The organism is Streptomyces sp. NPDC006544 (assembly GCF_040611715.1).
GTDB lineage: Bacteria > Actinomycetota > Actinomycetes > Streptomycetales > Streptomycetaceae > Streptomyces.
In genome coordinates this window covers 1-21044 of the sequence record NZ_JBEXOV010000058.1, presented here as the reverse complement: position 1 = coordinate 21044, position 21044 = coordinate 1, and the positions used below count along the sequence as shown (strand labels likewise).

Genomic DNA, 21044 nt, shown 5'->3' with positions numbered 1-21044 from the left:
GCGTTCTACGGGGCCGTCGTGCGGGCGGCCAGCAGCAGCGCGATGTCGTCCGGCCGGTCGGTGGAGTTCCCGGCCTCGCCGACCAGCCGGTCCGCCGTCTCCGTCAGCTGGGCGGCCCCGGCCAGCGCCAGCGCGGCCCGCAGCCGCTCCACTCCCACGTCGATGTCCGTGCCCGGGATCTCCACCAGCCCGTCCGTGTACAGGGCGAGCACCGCCCCGGGTTCGATCGTGAATTCGGTGACCGGATATCCGGCTTCGGCGTCGATGCCGAGGACCACTCCGCCCGGCAGGTCCAGTACCTCGGTCCGGCCGTCCGGATGTCGCAGCAGCGGCTGGGGATGGCCGGCCCGGACGGCGAGGGCGCGGCCCGTCGCCGGGTCGAGCAGCACGTAGCAGCAGCTGGCGAACTGTCCCGGGTCGAGGTCGATGAGCAGCCGGTTCGTACCGTGCATCACCTGCTCGGGAGAGATGCGGCCGCCGAGCGTGAAGGCCCGTACGGCGCTGCGCAGCTGGCCCATGGTGGCCGCGGCCGCCACCCCGTGGCCCTGTACGTCCCCGATGACCAGCGCCAGGAGCCCGCCGCCCGCGTCGATCACGTCGTACCAGTCGCCGCCGATGTCCATCCCGGCGGTGCCGGGCAGGTACCGGGCCACCGTCACGACGTGTTCCGCTTCCGGCAGCCGGTGCGGCAGCAGCGCCGCCTGCAGGCCGCGGGCCAGCTCCGCCTCGTTGTCGTAGCGCCTCGCCCGTTCCAGGGCCTGCGCGATCAGCCCGGCCAGCGCCGTGAGGACCGTGCGCTCCTCCTGGCTGAAATCGCGCGGGGTGTCGAAGCCGAGGATGCACGAGCCGACCGGCCTGCCGGAGGCGATCAGCGGGAGGAAGGCGCGGGCCCCGTGGTGGGTGTCCAGGGGGATCCCGGGGTAGGCGGCGGCCAGGTGTTCCATCGACTCGAAGAACAGCGGCCGGCCCGAGGTGAGGGTCTCCACGCCCGGCAGCCGGACGTCCAGGGCGACCCCGTCGAACCCGTCCAGGAATCCCTTCGGGAAGCCGGTCTCCCAGGCGAGGTGCAGATGCCCCTCGCTCAGCAGGTAGATCGCCAACTGGCGTCCGCCGAAGGCCGGGAGGAGCTCCTCGGTGACCACGGCCGACACCTGGCGGGCCGTCACCGCCTCGGTCAGCGCGATCGCCAGGGCCACCGGCCGGTACAGGGCCGATGCCCGGTCGGCGGGCGAACCCAGAGGTGTCGAACGGGCGCCGGCCGCGCCGGGTCCCGCGCCGGGAGGCAGCGCCGACTCGGGCGCGTACGCGGGCCTTTCGGTCGCCGTGAAGGTGACGGTGAAGCCGTCGACGCCGGGGTGCAGGCCCACCGAAAGCCACCGGCCGGGCTGCCGCGGGCCGAGCCGGGCCCGGAAGTGCACCGGCTCGGGAGCCAGGAGCACGGCCCGGAAGTGGTCCTCGTACGCCGGGTGACCGAGCCACGGCAGGGCCTCCCACAGCAGCCGCCCGCCGAGTTCCGCCCCTTCGGCTCCCTCGGCCCCTTCGGTTCCGTCCCCGCCGTCGGCTCCGAGCAGCGTCCCTGCGGCCTCGCGGGCGGCGGAGTTGACGAAGCGGATCACGCCCTGCCGGTCCACGGACAGGACGGCCAGGTCCAGCCGCTCCACGGCGCCGGAGGCCCCGCCCGCCGGATCGGGACCGGGTACGCACACCGGGTCTCCGTCCCAGGTCACCGAGGCTCCGCCCGCGGCCAGCGCCTCCAGTTGCCCGGCCAGCCGGTCCGCGACGGCGCGCAGCCGTTCCCGGTCTGCGGTTGCGACGGGGAGGCCGGGGGTCGCCGGGCGCAGGACCACCAGGACGCCGTAGCGCAGCGACCCGCGGTACACGGGTTCGTACAGCGAGCCGAAGGGGAACGGCAGCCCGGCCATCAGCTGCGGGTAGCGCCGCACCGCGGACTCCGCGTCGGGCAGGTGCACCGGCTGTCCGGAGCGGTACGCCTCGGCGACCGGGTACGGGCGGTTCACGTGCATCCGCCACCAGGGGCGGAACAGACGCCCCGGGATCCCGGTGAGGGACGCCATCCGCAGCAGTCCCTCGGTCCCGGAGCGCAGGTAGACCCCGCCCGCGTACCCGCCGGCGGCCCGCACGGCATCGAGAGCGGCCCGCGCGAGCACCCGGGCCGTGACGTCCGTGACGGAGCCGCCGATGTCCGGTCTCGCCGTCACCCCTCCAGGATGCCTCCCGCGCGGTGCCCGCGCATACCGCGAGGCCCTCCCGTCGCCGGGCACCTGCCCGCCGCGAGGCCTTTGCGGGCCGGGAGTCCCTGCCCGCTGCGGTGCGCGCCCGCTGCGGTGCCTGCGCCCGCCGTGGTGCCTGCGCCGGCCGCGGTGTCCGGTCGTCGCGCCCTGCCGCCCGCGCGGCTCAGGCCGCGGGAGAGCCCGTGGCGGCGGGGGCGCGGTCCCGGTCCCGGTATCCCGCCACCACCGCGACCGCCGCCAGCAGCAGCGCCGCGGCCACCGTGCGCAGCGCCACCCCCATGGCGTCCGTGAAAGCCGTGACCTGAGCGGGATCCTGCGGCACCCCGTGGAAGCGGGAGGCCAGGACCGTGCCGACCACCGCCACCCCGAGGGCCGCTCCGATCTCCCGGGCCGCCGTGTTCAGCCCCGACCCCAGCCCCGCCTGGTGCGCGGGCAGCTCGGCGACCACCGTCAGGGTCAGCGCGGGTGCGCAGAGCCCGGTGCCCGCCGACAGGATCAGCAGGTACAGGGCGTAGAGGGCGTACGGGGTGTGGGTGTCGGCGGTGGAGACCAGCAGCAGCCCGCCGCCGATCAGGCCGAGTCCGGCCCCGACGGGCAGCCGGGGTCCGGTCCGCTCCTGGAGCCGGGCGCCGTACCGGGGCACCAGGGCCATGCCCACGGTCAGCGGGACGATCGCGAAGCCCGTCTGGGCCGGCGAGAAGCCCTTCGCGTACTGGAGGTACTGCGCGTTGACGAAGAAGAGCGAGAACAGTCCGAAGAAGGCGGCGCCGATGCCGAGCGCGCCGGCGCGCAGCCTGCCCGAGGCGAAGATCCGGGGGTCCAGCAGCGGGCGGGCGGCGCGCAGCGCGTAGCCGGTGAAGGCGGCCAGCAGCGCCACGCCCGCGCCGAAGGCGGCCAGCACCCGCGCCGAGCCCCATCCGTACGAGGGCCCCTCGATGATCGCGTAGACGACGGCCAGGAGGGCCCCCGCGAGCAGGGCCGCGCCGGCGGGGTCGACGGCGGCGTCGGCGCGCGACGGCGTACGGGGCACCGTGCGGGCGACGGCCAGCGCGAGCAGCGCTCCGAGCGGGACGACGGCCCAGAACAGGGCACGCCAGGTCAGGAACTGTCCGGCGAGGCCCCCGCCGACGTTGCCCGCGAGGCCCCCGAGGCCGGCGGACAGCGTCCAGGTGGCCAGCGCCTGGCCGCGCCGCTCGGGCGGGGACAGGTGGATAAGGACCGACATGGTGGCGGGCATGATCAGGGCCGCGCCCGCCCCGCACAGTCCGCGACCGGCGATCAGCACGGAGGGCCCGGCGGCGAGCGCGCTGAGCGCCCCGCCCGCCGCGAAGAGGCCGAGTCCGGCCAGCAGGGCGCCCTTGCGGCCGTACCGGTCGCCGAGGGCGCCCGCCGGGATCAGCAGCGCGGCGAAGACGATGACGTACGCGTCGACGGTCCACAGCAACTGCTCGGGTGTGGGGTGCAGCGCGGAGGCCGCCAGCTGCGGGATCAGCAGGTTGACGGCGGCGACCATGCCCTGGGCGACCAGGACGCAGGCGCACAGGACCAGCAGGGCGGCGCGGGTGAGCGCGGGGGCTTGGGGGGCTGCGGGGGCTGCGGCTGGGTCCCGCGTGAGCGCATGGCGGAGCACGGCTCCTCCTCGGAGTCGGTGGCGTATGGGTGGGTGCGGCCGTGGGTGTGTGCGGGTGCGGGTGCGGGTGCGGGTGGGGGATGGGGCCGGCAACGGCCCGCGTCCGGGCCCGCGTACGAGCGCGTCCGGGCCCCGGACCCCGGCAGGGTGGGCGCTGGGGCGCTGGGGCGCTGGGGCGCTGGGGCGCTGGGGCGCTGGGGCGCTGGTCTGGCCAGGCCGGGGCCGCGTCTGCGGACAACGCCGGGCCGGCCGTCGTCCGGTGGTGATCCCGTGTCCCGTCCCTCACCGTAGAGTCACCACGACCTGCTTTCCAGTGCAAGTTGTGCAAGGGATCCATGCGTATGACGCAATCCAGAGCCGCCGCCCGTCTCGACCTGAACCTCCTCCTCGCCCTGGACGTCCTCCTGGAGGAGTCGAGCGTGTCCGGGGCCGCCGCCCGTCTCCACCTGTCCGAGCCCGCGATGAGCCGTACCCTCGGCCGGATCCGCAAGGCGCTCGGCGACCCCGTCCTGGTCCGCGCCGGCCGCACCATGGTCCCCACCCCGCACGCGCTGTCCCTCCAGGGCGAGGTCCGGGCCGTCGTCGAGCGGGCGCGGGGGATCTTCCTGGCCGGCGGCCGGGTGGACCTCACCACCCTGAACCGGACCTTCACCGTGCTCGCCAACGAGTCCTTCACCGCCGTCTTCGGCGCGGCCCTCTTCGCCCGGGTCGCCCGGGCGGCGCCCGGGGTGCGGCTGCGCTTCCTGGCGGAGAGCCACATCGACGTGCCCGCGCTGCGCGAGGGCGTCGCCGACCTGGAACTCGGCATGATCGACACGCGGTCACCGGAGGTGCGGACCGAGCACCTCGTCGACGAGCGCATGCTGGCCGTCGCGCGCGCCGGGCACCCGCTGCTGCGGGGGCGGCTCACCGCGCGAAGGTTCGCCGCCGCCCAGCACCTCATCGCCTCCCGGCGCGGCCGGCTGGAAGGCCCGGTGGACTCCGCCCTCGCCGAACTGGGCCTCACCCGGCGGGTGGTGGGCAGCGTCGGCACCTTCCCCACCTCCCTCTTCGTGCTCCGCGAGACCGACCTCGTGGGCCTGATCACCGGTCAGGCCGCGCCGCTCGCCACCGCGTTGGGGCTGGAGGTCTTCGAGATCCCGTTCGAACTGCCCCTCCTGCCCTTCGGCATGGCCTGGCATCCGCGCCACGACGCCGATCCCGCACACGCCTGGCTGCGCGACTGCGCCCGCGCGCTGGTCCCGGCAGGGCCCTGAGGGCTCTCCGCGGGGACCCGCGCCGACGCCGGCCACCACGCGCCGCTCCGCCCCCGCCGCCTTCGAACGCGGAGCGGCGGCTCCGCGCCCCCTACGGCGGGGGTCCGTGCCGGCTCGGCCGCCGCGCGCCGCCTCCCGCTGCCCTGCCGTCGTGGCAGCTGCCGGGCGGCCGCCGCCACGCTCCCGCAGCCCGCACGGCGTGCCCTCGCAGGGGCGCCACCCGTTACCGGCTGCCGCAGCAGGCTCCGTCGCGCGGCCGGTGCTGCTCGCGCCGAGCCCCGTACGCCGTACGGACTGACCCGAACGCCTCCCCCGTCCGGGGGAGGTCCGGCGCCGGGACGACCCCCCGGCGCCGCCGTTCGGGCAGGCTGGCGGGCATGCGACAGCAGTACGACACGTCAACGCCCCCGGTGGCCTTCTCGGTCGCCGACGCCTTCACCCTGAGCACGGCCCTCGACGCCCTCGGCGGCGTACGCGGCCTCGACACCCTCGACGCCGCCTGCGGACACGGCGGCACCGCCCGGATGCTGGCGAGCGGCGGAGCCCGCCGCGCGGTGGGCGTCGACAACTGCCCCGAACGCATCCGGCGGGCGCGGGAGGGCGGGGGAGGGGCCGGGGGCGCCGAGGTCGAGTACGTCCTGGTCGACGACGCGGCCGCGATTGCGGAGCTGGGCCCCTTCGACCTGGCCACCGCCGTCTACCTGTTCAACCAGGCCCACGACAGGGCGACCCTGCACGCCATGTTCCGGGCCGTCCGCACCAGCCTGCGCCCCGGAGGACGGCTCCTCGCCATCGTGCCCAACCCGGGCGCCTTCCCGTACGCGGACTGGTCCCCGTACGGGATCAGCGTCGTCGAGCGGGCTCCGGGCGGCGACGCGCCCCTGCTCCGGGCGCGGCTGGAGACCGACCCCCCGGTCCCGTTCGAATGCCGGGAATGGGCCCACGCCGACTTCGCCGAGGCCGCCGCCGACGCCGGCTTCACGACCGTCTCCTGGCAGCCGACCCGGACCCCGCCGGCGTGCGAGATCCGCGACGAGACGTACTGGGCCCGCTACCGCACGGCCCCCGTCGGCTCGCTGATGAACTGCGTGGCCTGACGAGCGGCCCCGCGGACGCCGCCCCGGAACGCTCCCTTCATCCGCGTGGGCCCTCGCCCGCCGTCCCGACCATCTTGCGGTAGGCCCCGGTGGGGATCCGAAGTGTCGTTTGAACGCCTTGGCGAAGGCGAACTCCGACGTGTACCCCGCATGTTGGGCGATGGTGCTCAGCGGGGCCGGCGACTGGTGCGGCAGCCGCGCCGCGGTGGCCGTCCGCCAGTGCGCTCACGCGGCGTGTCGGCACGGCCGAGGAGGCCGCGGCGGCCCATCTCTTCGTCCTGTCCAACGCCTACGTCACCGGCACCGGCACCGCCACCACGCTCGCGATAGACGGCGGCGCGGCGCTGGTGTGACCGAAAGCGCCACGCGGGACAGCCGTCGGAGCGACACCGCACCGGCGCGACGCGTCGGCCAAGTCCGGCGTACTCGCTAGTTCTCCCGCGCCGCCGCTCGGATCAGCTCCACGATCCGGTCGCGGGCCGCCCTGCCCTCCGGAACCGGCATCAGCGGGTACACGTGCGGCAGCCCGGGCTCCTCGTGGAACTCCACCTCGACGCCGTCCGCCCGCGCCCGGCGCAGCAACTCGCGGCTGTCGGTGGTCAGGAGGTCCCGGGTGCCGGTGAAGACCGTCAGCGGGGCCAGCCCCGCGAACGAACCGTGCAGCGGGCTCACCCGCGGGTCGTCGGCCGCGAGGTTGCCCGCGTACAGCCGCCCGGCCTCCCGCAGCCCCGCACGGGCCAGCATCGGGTCGCCCGCCTCGAGGGCCTCTTGGCCGGGATGGCTCATGGACACGTCCAGCCAGGGCGAGATCAGCACGATCCGGGAGGGCTGCGCACCGGTGCGGTCGCGCAGCCGCTGGGCCGCGGCCAGCGCCAGCCCGGCGCCCGCCGAGTCCCCGATGAGCACGGCGCCGCCCGCGCCACCGCTCGCGATCAGGCCGCTGAGCAGGTCCGCGGCGACCGGGACCGTCCGGTCGGCGGTCCCGCGCGGGGCCAGCAGGTAGGCCGGTACGACGACCCGGGCGCGGGCCCGCGTCACCAGGGTCCGGATCAGCGACCAGTGCGGCCGGACCAGTTCGTTCACGTAGCCGCCGCCGTGCACGTACAGCACCCGGGCGGCCGGTTCGGCTCCGCGCGGCGAGACGTCGTACACCGGCCAGGCCCCGACGAAGGTCCGGGAGACCTCCGCGACCCGGCCCAGCGAGCGCGGCGGCAGATGGGAAGCCGGCCTGCGGACCGACTCGGCCACCCGGGTGTGGACCGCCTCCGCGCTCCCGAACCGTCTTCGCCACCCCGTCGCGATCAGCGCGACCGAAAGCGCCCTGCTGCGCAGACTCGGCACGCCCCTCACCTCCCCGTTCCGCCCCGGTCCGCTCCCCGGCTCCGGCCCCTGCCCGACACGTGAGGAGCATAGGCGTGAAGCTGGCCTGTCGACCCGCTTAAGAAATCCTCGATGGACTGTCACCTCGCAGGTCGGCAGATTGGTGACCGTCCGAACGCTGCCGGGCCCGCACGCCCCGCAGCGCTTTCCTTCCGCATGCCTGGAGCCAGCCCATGAAGGCACTCGTCAAGCACAAGGCCGAACCCGGGCTGTGGCTCATGGACGTCCCCGAGCCCGAGTACGGCCCCGGCGACGTGCTGATCAAGGTGCTGCGCACCGGCATCTGCGGAACGGACCTGCACATCCGGTCCTGGGACGGGTGGGCGCAGGGCGCCGTCCAGACCCCGCGCGTGCTCGGCCACGAGTTCGTGGGCGAGGTCGCCGCGCTCGGCGCGGGCGTGAGCGACATCGAGGTCGGCGCGCTGGTCAGCGGCGAGGGCCACCTGGTGTGCGGCAAGTGCCGCAACTGCCTGGCCGGGCGTCGCCACCTGTGCCGCAGCACGGTCGGGCTCGGGGTCGGACGCGACGGCGCCTTCGCCGAGTACGTCGTCCTGCCCGCCCAGAACGTATGGGTGCACCGGACCGAGGTCGACCTCGACGTCGCGGCGATCTTCGACCCGTTCGGCAACGCCGTGCACACGGCGCTCTCCTTCCCGCTCGTCGGCGAGGACGTACTGATCACCGGCGCGGGCCCGATCGGGATCATGGCGGCGGCCGTGGCCCGGCACGCGGGCGCGCGCAACGTCGTCATCACCGACGTCAGCCCGGAGCGCCTCGAGATCGCCCGCAAGGCGGGCGCCACGCTCGCGGTGGACGTGCGCGAGGCGACGATCGCGGACGCGCAGGCGCAGCTGGGCCTGCGCGAGGGCTTCGACATCGGCCTGGAGATGTCCGGCCGCGGCGAGGCCATGCGCGACATGATCGACAACATGACGCACGGCGGCCGGATCGCGATGCTGGGCCTCCCGGCGCAGGAGTTCGCGGTCGACTGGGCCAAGGTCGTCACCTCGATGATCACGATCAAGGGCATCTACGGCCGCGAGATGTTCGAGACCTGGTACGCGATGACCGTGCTGCTGGAGGGCGGGCTCGACCTCAGCCCCGTCATCACCGGCCGGTACGCCTACGGGGACTTCGACGCCGCCTTCGACGAGGCCGCGACCGCCCGCAGCGGGAAGATCATCCTGGACTGGACGGCCTGAGCCCGGGCGGCGGGTCCGGCACGGGCAGCACGTGGGGCCCTCGCTCCCGCCGCCCCCGCTCCCCAGCTCCCGCCCGCGCACAGCCCTTCGGCGGCCCCACGAGGCCTCCGCTGGTCCCCCCCCAAGCCACTCCTCCCCGGCCGGGCCCCGCACACCCTCCCCCCTCCGCGGGGCCCGGCCCCCTCCTTCTTTCCGCCGTACCAGGAGAAAGAGAGCACCGCTCATGTTCGAGACCGTCCGCGAGGACTTCCGCGCCACCCTCGACGAGATCCGCGCCGCCGGCCTGCACAAGCCCGAGCGTGTCATCGGGACCCCGCAGAACGCCGCCGTCGCGGTGACCTCCGGCGGTGCTCCCGGTGAGGTCCTCAACTTCTGCGCCAACAACTACCTCGGCCTCGCCGACCACCCCGAGGTCGTCACCGCGGCGAAGGAAGCCCTGGACCGCTGGGGCTACGGCATGGCCTCCGTGCGCTTCATCTGCGGGACGCAGGAGGTCCACAAGGAGCTCGAGGCGCGCCTGTCCGCGTTCCTCGGCCAGGAGGACACGATCCTCTACTCCTCCTGCTTCGATGCCAACGGCGGAGTCTTCGAGACCCTGCTGGGCCCCGAGGACGCGGTCATCTCCGACGCCCTCAACCACGCCTCGATCATCGACGGCATCCGCCTCTCCAAGGCCCGCCGGCTCCGCTACGCCAACCGCGACCTGGCCGAGCTGGAGACCCGGCTGAAGGAGTCGCAGGACGCCCGCCGCCGTCTCATCGTGACCGACGGCGTGTTCTCCATGGACGGCTACGTCGCCCCGCTCGCCGAGATCTGCGACCTCGCGGACCGCTACGACGCCATGGTCATGGTCGACGACTCGCACGCCGTCGGCTTCGTCGGCCCCGGCGGCCGCGGCACCCCGGAACTGCACGGCGTCATGGACCGGGTCGACATCATCACGGGCACCCTCGGCAAGGCCCTGGGCGGCGCCTCGGGCGGCTACGTCGCCGCACGCACCGAGATCGTCGAGCTGCTGCGCCAGCGCTCGCGCCCGTACCTCTTCTCCAACTCCCTCGCCCCGGTCATCGCGGCCGCCTCGCTGAAGGTCCTCGACCTGCTGGAGTCGGCCGGCGACCTGCGCGACCAGCTCGCCGCCAACACCGCGCTCTTCCGCACGAAGATGACCGAGGCCGGCTTCGCGATCCTGCCCGGCGACCACGCCATCGCCCCCGTGATGATCGGTGACGCGGCGGAGGCGGCCAAGATGGCGGAACTGCTGCTGGAGCGCGGGGTCTACGTGATCGGCTTCTCCTACCCGGTGGTCCCGATGGGCGCGGCACGCATCCGCGTCCAGCTCTCGGCGGCGCACTCCACGGCCGACGTGGAGCGCGCGGTCGCGGCCTTCGTCGACGCCCGTTCGGCGCTGGCGGCCCTGGCGGGCGCCGAGTCCTGAGCCCCCGGGCCGCCGGGGCCGGTGCGGCCCCGGCGGGCCCCGGGCCCGACCGGGGGCCTCCCGGCCCTCCCGGCCTGCGAGAATGGGGGAGTGATCGACCCCCGCCGGCTGCGCATCCTGCGGGCCGTAGCGGACCACCGAACGGTGACCGCCGCGGCCGCAGCCCTGTACCTCACCCCCTCCGCCGTCTCCCAGCAGCTCGCGGCTCTGGAGCAGGAGACGGGGCACGCGCTGCTGACCCGTAGCGGCCGGGGCGTACGGCTCACCGCGGCCGGGGAGATCCTGCTCGGGCACGCGCACGAGGTGCTCGCACAGCTGGAGCGGGCGGAAGCGGAACTCGCCGCCTACGCGGGCGGCACGGCGGGCGAGGTCACCGTGGCCGCCTTCGCCACCGGCATCGCCGAAGTGCTCGCCCCCGCCATCACCCGACTGGCCGTGGACCACCCCGGGATCCGGCTGCGCGTACGCGACGCGGAGGGCGACCAGAGCCTGCTGCTCCTCCTCGACGGTGAGGCGGACCTGGCGCTGGCCGTCGAGTACCGGGGCGCCCCCGGCGCCGGCGACGGCCGGCTGTCCGTGCTCCCGCTCTACGCCGAGCCCTTCGACGCGGTCCTCCCGGCCGGGCACCCGCTCGGCGACCTGCCCGAGGTGTCCCTGGCCGACCTCTCCGACGCGGACTGGGTCGGCCAGTACCCCGGCAACCCCTGCCACGACGTGATGCTCCTCGCCTGTGAACTGGCGGGATTCCAGCCCCGGCTCGTGCACTCCTCCGACGACTTCCGGGCCGTGGTGGCCCTGGTCGGCGCGGGCGCCGGAGTCGCCCTCGTACCGCGTTCGGCGCTGCGCGGCATGGACCTCAAGGAAGTCCAGGTCCGCCCGGTCTCCGGCCCGGCGCCCACCCGCCGCGTCTTCGCCGCGACCCGGCGCGGCGCGGGCTCGCACCCGCTGATCGCCCCGGTCCTCGCGGCCCTGACCCGCGAGGCGGACCGGCTCCCGGAGCACTGAGCCGGCGCCGCGGGCCGGTCACACCACCCGGCCGATCGCGAAGACGGCGCCGGGCGCGGCGTAGTCCACGGGTCCGGGGTAGCGGGCGGCGGCGCGGGCCACGGCCTCGGCCGGAGCCAGGTCCCGGCCGACGTGCGTGACGACGAGCCGCCGGGCCCGCGCGGCGCGCGCGGTGCCACCGGCTTCCTCGGGGGTGTGGTGCACGGGTTCGGTGTCCGCCGGCTGCGCCGTACTGTCGGCCTCGCAGAGCAGGAGCGAGCAGTCCTCGGCGAAGCGGGTCAGTGCCGGACACGGCGCCGTGTCACCGGAGTACACCAGCGAGGCGCCCCCCGATGCGGCGCGCAGGGCGAAGGCGGGCATGCCGTGGGACACGGCCCGGCTGGTGAGGTCGAGTCCGCCGACCCGCGCGTGGTGGCCGTCGTACAGCTCGTGGACCGCGAAGGCGGACTCGACCGGACTGCGGGCCGGGCCGTTGGTGAGGAATACCGCCAGCCGGTCGGCGATGCCGGGCGGCCCGTAGAGGGGGAGCGGCGAGGTCCGGCGTACGTCCGCGTACACCAGGCCGTAGTACGCCGTGAGCAGGTCGGCCGTGTGGTCGGCGTGCAGGTGCGAGATCCATATCGCGTCCAACTCGCCCAGGTGGACGTGCCGTTGCAACGGCCCCAGGGTGCCGCTGCCGGCGTCCACCCAGATGCGGGCGCCGCCGCCTTCGAGCAGGTAGCCGGAACAGGGGTTGTCGACCGCGGGGTAGGGCGTGGCGCTGCCCAGGACGGTGAGTCGGAGAGGGGCGTCGGCCATCCGGCGGAGTCTAGTGCTGTGCTGGAAGGGCTCCCCGGCGCGCGGCACCCGGCACGGCACCTCGCGTCCACTGCACCTCGAGTCCCCGGCACCGGCACCGGCACCGGCACCGGCACCGGCACCGGTGCCGCGCCCCGATCCGCCCCGTCCCGCCCCGTCCTCAGACGCGGATGACTTCCACGCCCGCCGCCTCGAACTCCCCGGCGACCGACGGGGCCAGCCCCGTGTCCGTCACCAGGACGTCCACGGCGTCGGTGGCGACGATGCGGGCGAAGGCGCGGACGCCCAGCTTGCTGGAGTCGGCCGCGATCACCACACGGCTGGCCCGCTCGCACAGGAGTCGGTTCATGGCCGCCTCGTCCTCGTGGCGGGTGGCGGCGCCGTCGGACGGGTCGAAGGCGTCCACACCGACGACGGCGGTGTCCACGGAGAGCTGGCCGAGCACCTCCATCGCCAGCGGCCCGGTGAGCTCGTAGGACTGGGGACGGGCCACGCCTCCCGTCAGCACGATCTTGAACTGCGGTCTGATGACCAGCTCGCCCGCGATGTTGAGCGCGTTGGTGACCACGGTGAGGGCGGGGGAGCCGGTGGCGAGGTCGGGCCGGGCGGCCAGCGCCCGCGCCACCTCGGTCGTCGTGGTGCCGCCGGTGAGGCCGATGACCTCGCCCGGGACGATCAGGGCCGCGACCGTCTCACTGATACGTCCCTTCTCGGCGGCCCGGCGCGAGGTGCGGTAGCGCAGGGGGAGTTCGTACGAGACCCCGTGCAGGACGGCTCCGCCGCGGGTGCGGACCAGCAGCTGCTGTTCGGCGAGCTGGTCGAGGTCGCGGCGGATCGTGGCGGCGGACACGCCGAGGGCCTCCGCGGCCGGCTCCACCTCGAGCTCGCCCCGCTCCACCAGCAGGTCCAGCAGTGTCTGCCAGCGTTCCTTGCGGGTCATCGGCCGCCCCTTCGGTCTTCGTCTCGGTCTTCGGTTCGATCCGGGCGTCGCTCTGGGCCTCGATCGTCGCCCGGTTGTTCGCTTCGATGTGCCCACTTGGCCCACGGATCGGCCTGCAACGTCGACATTAACGCAGGAGATCCCCCTCTAAATGCTTGAAGTTGCGCGAAAGACCCCCGTATCTTGCAAGAACACGCATTCAGGGGTGCATGCACCGCGCTAGGGAGCCGCCATGAGTCATGTCGCGTACGAGCTGGGCACGCAGCCCGCCTGCTGGGAACGGGCCGCCGACCTGGCCCCCGAGCACCGGGCGGCGCTGCCGCGACCGGGGGAACGGACCGCGATCGTCGGCTGCGGGACCTCGTACTACATGGCCAGGGCCGCCGCCGTGCTGCGCGAGGAGGCCGGGCAGGGCGAGACCGACGCGTTCCCCGCGTCCGAGTTCCCCCGCCACCGGCGCTACGACCGGGTCATCGCGCTGACCAGGTCCGGGACGACCACCGAGGTGCTCGACCTGCTGGCCGGCCTGCGGGACGCGGGCACGCCCACGACCGCCGTCATCGGCGACCCGGCGACCCCCGTGATCACCCTGGCGGACGAGCTCGTCGTCCTGGACTTCGCCGACGAGCAGTCCGTCGTCCAGACCCGCTTCGCCACCACCGCCCTCACCCTGCTGCGCGCCCACGTCGGCCTGCACACCCCCTCGGTCGTCGCCGACGCCAGGGCCGCCCTCGCCGAGCCGCTGCCCGCCGAACTGGAGACCCGGGGGCAGTTCACCTTCCTCGGCCGGGGCTGGAGCGTCGGACTCGCCGACGAGGCCGCGCTGAAGATGCGCGAAGCCGCCCTGGCCTGGGCGGAGTCCTATCCGGCGATGGAGTACCGGCACGGGCCGATCAGCGTCTCCGCGCCCGGCACCGCCACCTGGTCCCTCGGCGAGGCGCCCGAGGGGCTCGCCGACCAGGTCCGGGGAACCGGGGCCCAGTGGGTCGCCGGCCACCTCGACCCGCTCGCCGAGCTGGTCCGCGTCCACCGCCTGGCGATCGCCGTCGCCTCCCACCGGGGGCTGGACCCGGACGCGCCGCGCAACCTGACCCGCTCGGTGATCCTCACCGCGGGAGAGGAGGCGGTCCGATGAGCCTCGTGCGCGCGGGCGCCCTCGTCCAGCAGGCGGCTGCCCAGGGCCGCGCCGTCGCCGCCTTCAACATCATCACGCTGGAGCACGCCGAAGCGGTCGTCGCGGGCGCCGAGTCGGCGGGACTGCCCGTCGTCATCCAACTCAGCGAGAACGCCGTCGCGTTCCGCGGCGGCCGGCTCCTGCCCATCGCCCGCGCGGCCCTCGCCGTCGCCGAAGCCGCCGGGGTGCCGGTCGGCCTGCACCTGGACCACGTCAAGAGCTCCGAGCTGCTGCGCCAGGCCGTGGACGCTGGATTCAGCTCGGTGATGTACGACGCCGCGCACCTGCCCTACGCCGAGAACCTGGAGGCCACCTGCTCCGCCGCCGACTGGGCGCACGCCAACGGGCTCTGGATCGAAGCCGAGTTGGGCGAGGTCGGCGGGAAGAACGGGGCCGCGCCCCTGGACCCGCACGCACCCGGTGCCCGGACCGACCCGGACGAAGCGCGGCGGTTCGTCGCCGACTCCGGGGTGGACGCTCTGGCGGTGGCGATCGGCAGCAGCCATGCCATGACCAGCCGCACCGCCGCCCTGGACCACGCACTGCTCGCCCGGCTCGCCAAGACGGTGGACGTCCCCCTGGTCCTGCACGGCTCCTCCGGCCTGCCGGACGGCGAACTCGCCGCGGCGGTCGCGGGCGGCATCCGCAAGGTCAACATCGGCACCGCCCTCAACGTGGCGATGACCGAAGCCATCCGCACCCACCTGACCCCGGCGGACCCCCGCCCGTACCTGACGGCCGCCCGGACGGCGATGGCGGCGACGGCCCTGGCTATGATCAGCGCCTTGAACTGAGCGAGCGGCGGAAGTACCCGGGGGGACTCGATGGACGCGCAGCGGGGTCGCACCGGCAGACGGAGACTTCTCCTGATGCTGGGGGCCCCGCTCGTCCTCGCGGGGGCCGGATGGGGTGTGGCCGCCGCGATGGCGGGGGACGAGGACCCGCGGCGCAGGATCCGCACCGACCTGGAACCGCTGAACGCGCGGTTCGCCCCGTACACGGGCGAGCTCCCCGCGGCGCACTGGCAGGCCTACGACATCGACGACCACGGTGACCGGTTCACCCTCCCGAGTCCCGACCGGCGCGTCCGCGTCGTCGGCGTCGCCCGACTGGGCCCGGGAGGCGCCCGGAGGGCGATGGGCGACGGTTCCACCTTCTTCGCGGCCGTCCCGCGGGACCTGCCGGGCCCGCTGAAGCCCCACCTGCCGGCCGACGCGCAGTGGCAGCGCAGCGCGCACTTCGACACGCTCGTGGCCGAGTCGGGCACGGAGCCCGCGGGCACGGAACCCCCGGGCGCGGAGTCCTCGGGCACGAGCGAGATCTGCATCGACGCGCAGCGCGACCTGATGTACTTCGACCTGCTCGTCATCTGAGGCGGGTCACGGGCGGTCCCCGCCGCGGCTACGCCGTGAGCAGGGGTTCGCCGTAGTGCTCGACCTCGGGGAACGGCTCGTAGAAGCGGTGCAGGAGCGCCCGCCACTGCTCGTACTCGGCCGAGCGGCGGAAGCCCTCGGTGTGGTCGGCCAGCGCCTCCCACTCCACCTGGAGCAGGAAACGCGATCCGCGCGCCTCGTCCAGGCACCGCCGCAGCTCCAGCGACCGGAAGCCCTTCTGGACCGAGATCAGCGGCCTGGCCCGCGCGAACGCGGCGAGGAACTCCTCCTCCAGGCCGGGGCGGACGTCGAGCAGTGCACTCTCCAAGATCATGGAGCGCATCCTAAGGGCGTTGCCGCTCCGCCGGGTTCCGCCGCTGATCCCTCGCCGACCCTTCCAGATTCTTGTAACAGGTTCTAGTCTGCCCCCGCACCGGCGACGGACGCCCGCGAGCCGGCCAGCCACGAGAGACCCGGAGGGGCCGTGCACCTCGAATACACGCCTGAGCAGCAGCAGTTGCGCACCGAGCTGCGCGCCTACTTCGCCGAGCTGATCCCCGACGACGTCCATGCCCGGTACGGGGATCCCGCCGAGCAGAAGCGCTTCTACCGGGAGACCATCCGCCGGCTGGGGGCCGACGGCTGGCTCGGCGTCGGCTGGCCCGAGGAGTACGGCGGGCGCGGGATGTCGCCCATGGACCAGTTCATCTTCTTCGACGAGGCCGCGCAGGCCGTCGTACCGCTCCCGCTGATGGCGCTCAACACCGTCGGGCCGACCCTCATGCAGTTCGGCACGGACGAGCAGAAGGCGTACTTCCTCCCCAAGATCCTCGCCGGCGAGATCGACTTCGCCATCGGCTACAGCGAGCCCGACGCCGGCACCGACCTCGCCTCCCTCAAGTGCAAGGCCGTCCGCGAGGGCGACGAGGAGACCGGCACCTACGTGGTCGACGGACAGAAGATCTGGACCACCAACGGCGACACCGCCGACTGGGTCTGGCTCGCCGTGCGCACCGACCCGCAGGCCCCGGCGCACAAGGGCATCACCATGCTCCTCGTGCCGACCAGCGACCCCGGCTACTCCTGCACCCTCATCAACACCCTCGCCTCGCACGACACCACGGCCAGCTACTACGAGAACATCCGCGTCCCCGCCGGCCGCCGCGTCGGCCAGGAGAACAAGGGCTGGCGCCTGATCACCAACCAGCTCAACCACGAGCGCGTCACCCTCGCCGCCCACGGCACCATGGCCATCCGCGCCCTGCACGACGTCCAGCGCTGGGCCGCCGACACGAAGCTCGCCGACGGCCGCCGCGTCATCGACCTCACCTGGGTCCGCAGCCGCCTCGCCCGCACCCACGCCCGGCTCGACGCGATGAAACTGCTGAACTGGCAGATGGTCAACGCCGTCCAGGACGGCACCCTCACCCCCCAGGACGCCTCCGCCGTCAAGGTGTACGGCTCCGAGGCGCGCAGGGACGCGTACGCCTGGCTGATGGAAGTGGTCGGCGCGGCCGGCTTCCTCAAGGACGGCTCCGCGGGCGCGGTCCTGCACGGCGAACTGGAACGCGGCTACCGCAGTGCGGTGATCTTCACCTTCGGCGGCGGCAACAACGAGATCCAGCGCGAGATCATCTCGTGGATCGGCCTCGGCATGCCCCGCGTACGCCGCTGACCTCGTCTCACGCGGAGCGCCCCGCAGCGCGTGGCTGCGGGGCGCGTCGCGGGATTCAGTCGGTCTGCTCCCCGTCCTGCGTACCGCCCTTGCAGCAGTTGCCCTCGTCATTGATCGGAAGGGGTGACAACGCACGCTGCCGTTCAGCCTGTGCACCCCCGGCGGCGCGGACTACGAACGGGCCTCCAACCCCTGGGTGAGCACCGGACCGGACGGCACGGTCTACGCCGGCGGGGAGGGCGTCGACTTCACGAAGAGCACGCGCAGCGCCCTCCTGGCCGTCACGTCCCGCGACGGCGACCGCACTTGGCAGAACCACACCGCCACGCACGTCGACGAGCAGCCCTTCTTCAACGACAAGCCCTCACTCACCGCCGACCCGATCCGCAAGGGCACCGCCTACCAGGTCTGGAACCGCCTCGACAACGACCCGCCCGGCCCCAGCTCCCTCGACGGTCCGGGCTACATCTCCGTCACTCGCGACGGCGGCCGCACCTGGAGCAAAGCCCGGCCGTTCGTCGACACCAGCGCCCCAGCCGGCCACCCTGCCGTACGGGGACCCGAAGCGCCTGACGGAGCGACGCATCTCGCGGATCTTCGACTGGCTGCAAGCACCGTTCGCCGAAGGCCACTTCCTCGGCGACTACCAAGGCCTGGTGGCGGACGACAAGGGAGTACGGGCGGTGCTCACCGAGACCCACTCCGGCGCACCGCAGAACCGTACGGACGTGTACACCGGCAGTCTCCGCACCCACTGACCGATGCGCACGCCGTCGCCCGGCCCGACCGCCGACGGCTGCAAGCAATGAGGTTCCGGATCCGCCCCGGAGGCGCGGGGCGCGCCTCCGGGTCAGACCTGGGCCGCGCCGCCGTCCACGAAGAGTTCGACGCCGGTGATGAAACTGCTCTCGTGCGAGGCGAGGAACAGGGCCGCCGCGGCGACCTCCTCGGGGCGGCCGGCCCGGCCGAGCGGGACGCCGGCGATCGCCCGCGCACGTACGGCGGCCGGCGCCCCGGCCAGGGCGGGGGTATCGACCGGTCCCGGGCTCAGGGTGTTGACCCGGATCGAGCGCCCAGCGAGCTCCAGCGCGAGGCTGCGCGCGAGCGACCGTACGGCCGCCATCGTCGCGGCGTACACGCCGAACCGCGTGGAGGCCGAGGATCCGGCGGCCGAGCCCAGCAGGATGACCGAGGCACCGTCCCGAAGCAGGGGCAGGGCCCGTTGGACGGTGAAGAAGGAGCCCCGGAAGTTCAGGTCCGAGGTCGCGTCGAACTGCTCCTGCGTGACCTCGGCGAAGCCGCCCGGCGGACCGCCGCCCGCGTTGGCCACCAGCACGTCGACGAGAAGTCCCGCGTCCGCGACGACCGCGAACAGCCGGTCCAGGTCTTCGACCCGGGAGGCGTCACCGCGGACGGCGACGGCGTTCTCGCCCAGCTCCAGGACCGCCGAAGCGAGTTCGTCCGCCCGGCGGCCGGTGATGAAGACCCGGGCTCCCTCCCGTACGAAGCGGTGGGCCGTCGCCAGCCCGATGCCGGACGAGCCGCCCGTGATCACGGCCACCCGGCCCTCGAGCCGTCCGCCGTGCCGTCCGCCCGGTCCTTCGGCGGCCCGGCCTTCGAGTGGTCCCGTGCGACGCATGTACGTGCCTCCTCGTCGAGAGGGGAGCCGAGAGGGGAAGCGGGTGCGGTCCGCCGACGGGGAATCCTAGCGGCGCGTACGTGCGGCCGCCGGGTGGAAGGCTTCACGTGCGGGCGGCCGGGCACACGGCCGGGCACACGGCCGGGCACGCCGGCGCGCCGCGCGCCGGAGGGAAGAGGAGCGGGCATGGGCGAGAGCGGCGGACCCGACCCCGGGCTCTACGGACCCGACTCCGTGACCTGGCAGTGCCACGGCGACCCGATGATGTGGATCGCCGGGGTCCGCGCGCTCTACCTCCAGGCCCTGCACCCCCGCGCCGTCCGCGGGGTCGTGGAGAACAGCTCCGCGTTCAGCGGCGAACGGGGCCCGGGAGACGCCTGGGGGCGGCTGCTGCGCACCGCCGACTTCGTCGGCACCCTCACCTACGGCACCACCGAGGCCGCCGAACGGGCCGGCGCCCGCGTCCGCAAGATCCACCGCATGCTGTCCGCGACCGATCCGGCCACCGGCGCCCGCTTCCCCGTCGACGACCCCGAACTGCTCCTGTGGATCCACTGCGCCCAGATAGACAGCTTCCTGCACGTCCTGCGCCGCTCCGGGATCCCGCTCAGCCCCGCCCAGACCGACCGCTACGTGGCCGAGAACACCGTCAACGCCCGGCTCGTCGGGCTCGACCCGTGCGGGGTGCCGGGGGACACGGCGGCCCTCGCCGCCTACTTCGAGCGGATCCGCCCCGAGCTCGCCGCCGGACCCGACGCCCACGCCGTGGACGCCTTCCTGTGCGGCCCGCCCGTCCACCCGCTCCTGGTCCCTGGCCGAAACCTGGTGTGGCGACCGCTCGCCGCCCTCGCCTACGGATCCCTCCCGGCCTACGCGCACCGGCTGTACGGCCGCCCCGCCCCGGCACCGCGCAACATCACCCGGCGCCTGCGTCTCACCGGTAGCCTGCTGCGCAGCATTCCCGCAGGTCTGCGCTGGCAGCTGCCTCCAGGTCACATCTTGAGAGCGATGCGCCGCATGGGCCCCGGGAGCCGTCCCTCTCCGTACACACTGCGTACATCAGCGTCCATACTGGACGGGCCGGGGAGGGCGTAGCACGACACACGGGGGCGACTTCAAGACATGGCGGAGTCCAGACTGATCCAAGGCCGGTACCGTTCGCTCGACCTGATCGGCCGCGGAGGCATGGGCGAGGTGTGGCGTGCCCGGGACGAGTCGCTCGGCCGCCACGTGGCCGTGAAGTGCCTCAAGCCCATAGGCCCCGAGCAGGACGCCCACTTCACCCAGGTGCTGCGCGAGCGCTTCCGCCGCGAGGCGCGCGTCGCCGCGTCCCTCCAGCACCGGGGCGTCACCGTCGTGCACGACTTCGGCGACGACAGCGCCACGGGCGGACCCCTCTACCTCGTCATGGAGCTGCTCGAAGGCCGCAACCTCAGCCAGCTCCTGGAGGACAACGAGGCCCGCCCGCTGCCCGTGGACGTGGTCGTCGACGTCGCGGAGCAGATGGCCGCCGCCCTCGGCTACACGCACGACCAGGGCGTGGTACACCGCGACCTCAAGCCCGCCAACATCATGCGGCTCGCCGACGGCACGGTGAAGATCTGCGACTTCGGCATCGCCCGCCTCGCCGCGGACATCGGCTTCACCGCGAAGCTGACCGGCGGCGGCATGGCCATGGGCACCCCGCACTACATGTCGCCCGAACAGATCGCGGGGGGCGAGGTCGACCACCGCAGCGACCTCTACTCGCTGGGCTGCGTCCTCTACGAGATCGCCACCGGTGCCCCGCCCTTCGACCTCGGCGATTCGTGGTCCGTCCTGGTCGGCCACCGCGACACCGAGCCCGTGCCGCCGCGCGAGCACCGGCCCGAGCTGCCCGGGTACTTCGAGCGGGTGGTGCTCGACCTGCTCGCCAAGCGGCCCGAGGACCGGCCCGGGGACGCCCGCCACCTGCACCGGCGGCTCGTCGAGGCCCGGCTCGGACCCGGCGTGCTCCCGGGCGCGGCGCCCGGGGCGCTGCCGGCGCTGCCGGCGTGGGCCGGCGGGATGACCGCCGGGCGCAAGGCCGGCATCGAGGCCCGGCCGGCGAGCGGGGCCGGCGGGACGGAGATCCTCCAGGGCACCGACATCCGCGTGGCGGGGGAGGGCGCGACCTTCGGACTGTTCGAGGTCAAGCGCGGGCTCTTCC

The 21044-nt window shown here is 74.2% G+C and carries 18 protein-coding genes and 1 pseudogene; 11 read left to right on the top strand and 8 right to left on the bottom strand.

The genetic code is table 11. The annotated features are described in order from the left end of the window. Window positions 1–5 precede the first annotated feature (5 nt). Window positions 6–2219, bottom strand: coding sequence for a SpoIIE family protein phosphatase (locus tag ABZY44_RS24620; protein ID WP_356657321.1), 2214 nt, complete (start codon window positions 2217–2219; stop codon window positions 6–8). A 196-nt stretch (window positions 2220–2415) separates the two neighbouring features. Then, complete coding sequence (locus tag ABZY44_RS24615; RefSeq protein ID WP_356657319.1) at window positions 2416–3882, bottom strand: MFS transporter; 1467 nt, start codon at window positions 3880–3882, stop codon at window positions 2416–2418. Window positions 3883–4217: 335 nt separating this feature from the next. Between ABZY44_RS24615 and ABZY44_RS24610 the strand changes: the two genes are divergently transcribed. Both ABZY44_RS24610 and ABZY44_RS24605 read left to right on the top strand, forming a co-directional pair. After that, a complete protein-coding gene (locus ABZY44_RS24610; RefSeq protein WP_356657317.1) occupies window positions 4218–5138 on the top strand; it encodes a LysR family transcriptional regulator in 921 nt (306 codons plus the stop codon). A 377-nt stretch (window positions 5139–5515) separates the two neighbouring features. Beyond that, a complete protein-coding gene (locus ABZY44_RS24605) occupies window positions 5516–6235 on the top strand; it encodes a methyltransferase domain-containing protein (RefSeq protein ID WP_356657315.1) in 720 nt (239 codons plus the stop codon). A gap of 84 nt (window positions 6236–6319) precedes the next feature. Here the strand turns inward: ABZY44_RS24605 and ABZY44_RS24600 are convergent. Then, window positions 6320–6409, bottom strand: a pseudogene (locus tag ABZY44_RS24600) (AraC family transcriptional regulator); the annotation flags it as partial. A gap of 255 nt (window positions 6410–6664) precedes the next feature. Next, window positions 6665–7576, bottom strand: coding sequence for an alpha/beta hydrolase (locus ABZY44_RS24595; RefSeq protein WP_356657313.1), 912 nt, complete (start codon window positions 7574–7576; stop codon window positions 6665–6667). Window positions 7577–7788: 212 nt separating this feature from the next. On the opposite strand from ABZY44_RS24595, the gene tdh reads away from it, so the two are divergent. The 3 genes from tdh to ABZY44_RS24580 all read left to right on the top strand — a co-directional run bounded on the left by tdh (window position 7789) and on the right by ABZY44_RS24580 (window position 11257). Further along, the gene (gene tdh, locus ABZY44_RS24590) at window positions 7789–8817 is read left to right on the top strand and encodes an L-threonine 3-dehydrogenase (protein WP_356657311.1); all 1029 of its coding nucleotides are present in this window, start codon (window positions 7789–7791) and stop codon (window positions 8815–8817) included. Window positions 8818–9040: 223 nt separating this feature from the next. Beyond that, a complete protein-coding gene (locus ABZY44_RS24585) occupies window positions 9041–10252 on the top strand; it encodes a glycine C-acetyltransferase (protein WP_356657309.1) in 1212 nt (403 codons plus the stop codon). Between the two features lie 90 nt (window positions 10253–10342). Continuing rightward, window positions 10343–11257 (top strand): LysR substrate-binding domain-containing protein, encoded by a 915-nt coding sequence (locus ABZY44_RS24580; RefSeq protein ID WP_356657307.1) that lies wholly within the window; start codon window positions 10343–10345, stop codon window positions 11255–11257. Window positions 11258–11275: 18 nt separating this feature from the next. On the opposite strand, the gene ABZY44_RS24575 is transcribed toward ABZY44_RS24580, so the two are convergent. Together ABZY44_RS24575 and ABZY44_RS24570 are read right to left on the bottom strand one after the other, a co-directional pair. Then, a complete protein-coding gene (locus ABZY44_RS24575; RefSeq protein WP_356657305.1) occupies window positions 11276–12055 on the bottom strand; it encodes an MBL fold metallo-hydrolase in 780 nt (259 codons plus the stop codon). Window positions 12056–12215: 160 nt separating this feature from the next. Continuing rightward, window positions 12216–12995 (bottom strand): DeoR/GlpR family DNA-binding transcription regulator, encoded by a 780-nt coding sequence (locus ABZY44_RS24570; protein WP_356657303.1) that lies wholly within the window; start codon window positions 12993–12995, stop codon window positions 12216–12218. 232 nt (window positions 12996–13227) lie between these two features. Between ABZY44_RS24570 and ABZY44_RS24565 the strand changes: the two genes are divergently transcribed. From ABZY44_RS24565 to ABZY44_RS24555, 3 genes are all read left to right on the top strand, one after another. Continuing rightward, on the top strand, window positions 13228–14130 hold the full coding sequence (locus tag ABZY44_RS24565) for a sugar isomerase (RefSeq protein ID WP_356657301.1): 903 nt from the start codon (window positions 13228–13230) through the stop codon (window positions 14128–14130). Further along, the gene (locus tag ABZY44_RS24560; RefSeq protein ID WP_356657299.1) at window positions 14127–14963 is read left to right on the top strand and encodes a class II fructose-bisphosphate aldolase; all 837 of its coding nucleotides are present in this window, start codon (window positions 14127–14129) and stop codon (window positions 14961–14963) included. Before ABZY44_RS24565 ends, ABZY44_RS24560 begins: the two co-directional genes overlap by 4 nt. A gap of 75 nt (window positions 14964–15038) precedes the next feature. Beyond that, window positions 15039–15542, top strand: a complete 504-nt coding sequence (locus tag ABZY44_RS24555; protein WP_356657297.1) for a hypothetical protein — start codon at window positions 15039–15041, stop codon at window positions 15540–15542. Window positions 15543–15570: 28 nt separating this feature from the next. Here the strand turns inward: ABZY44_RS24555 and ABZY44_RS24550 are convergent, their stop codons facing one another. Continuing rightward, complete coding sequence (locus ABZY44_RS24550; RefSeq protein ID WP_356657295.1) at window positions 15571–15876, bottom strand: antibiotic biosynthesis monooxygenase; 306 nt, start codon at window positions 15874–15876, stop codon at window positions 15571–15573. A 150-nt stretch (window positions 15877–16026) separates the two neighbouring features. Here ABZY44_RS24550 and ABZY44_RS24545 point away from each other — a divergent pair, with 150 nt between their 5' ends. Next, window positions 16027–17217, top strand: a complete 1191-nt coding sequence (locus ABZY44_RS24545) for an acyl-CoA dehydrogenase family protein (RefSeq protein WP_356657293.1) — start codon at window positions 16027–16029, stop codon at window positions 17215–17217. Between the two features lie 850 nt (window positions 17218–18067). Here ABZY44_RS24545 and ABZY44_RS24540 read toward each other — a convergent pair. Further along, the gene (locus tag ABZY44_RS24540; protein ID WP_356657291.1) at window positions 18068–18856 is read right to left on the bottom strand and encodes an SDR family oxidoreductase; all 789 of its coding nucleotides are present in this window, start codon (window positions 18854–18856) and stop codon (window positions 18068–18070) included. A gap of 186 nt (window positions 18857–19042) precedes the next feature. On the opposite strand from ABZY44_RS24540, the gene ABZY44_RS24535 reads away from it, so the two are divergent. Together ABZY44_RS24535 and ABZY44_RS24530 are read left to right on the top strand one after the other, a co-directional pair. Beyond that, a complete protein-coding gene (locus tag ABZY44_RS24535; RefSeq protein ID WP_356657289.1) occupies window positions 19043–19951 on the top strand; it encodes an oxygenase MpaB family protein in 909 nt (302 codons plus the stop codon). 27 nt (window positions 19952–19978) lie between these two features. Beyond that, window positions 19979–21044, top strand: a 1066-nt coding sequence (locus ABZY44_RS24530; protein ID WP_356657287.1) for a protein kinase, incomplete at its 3' end; no start/stop codon positions are given.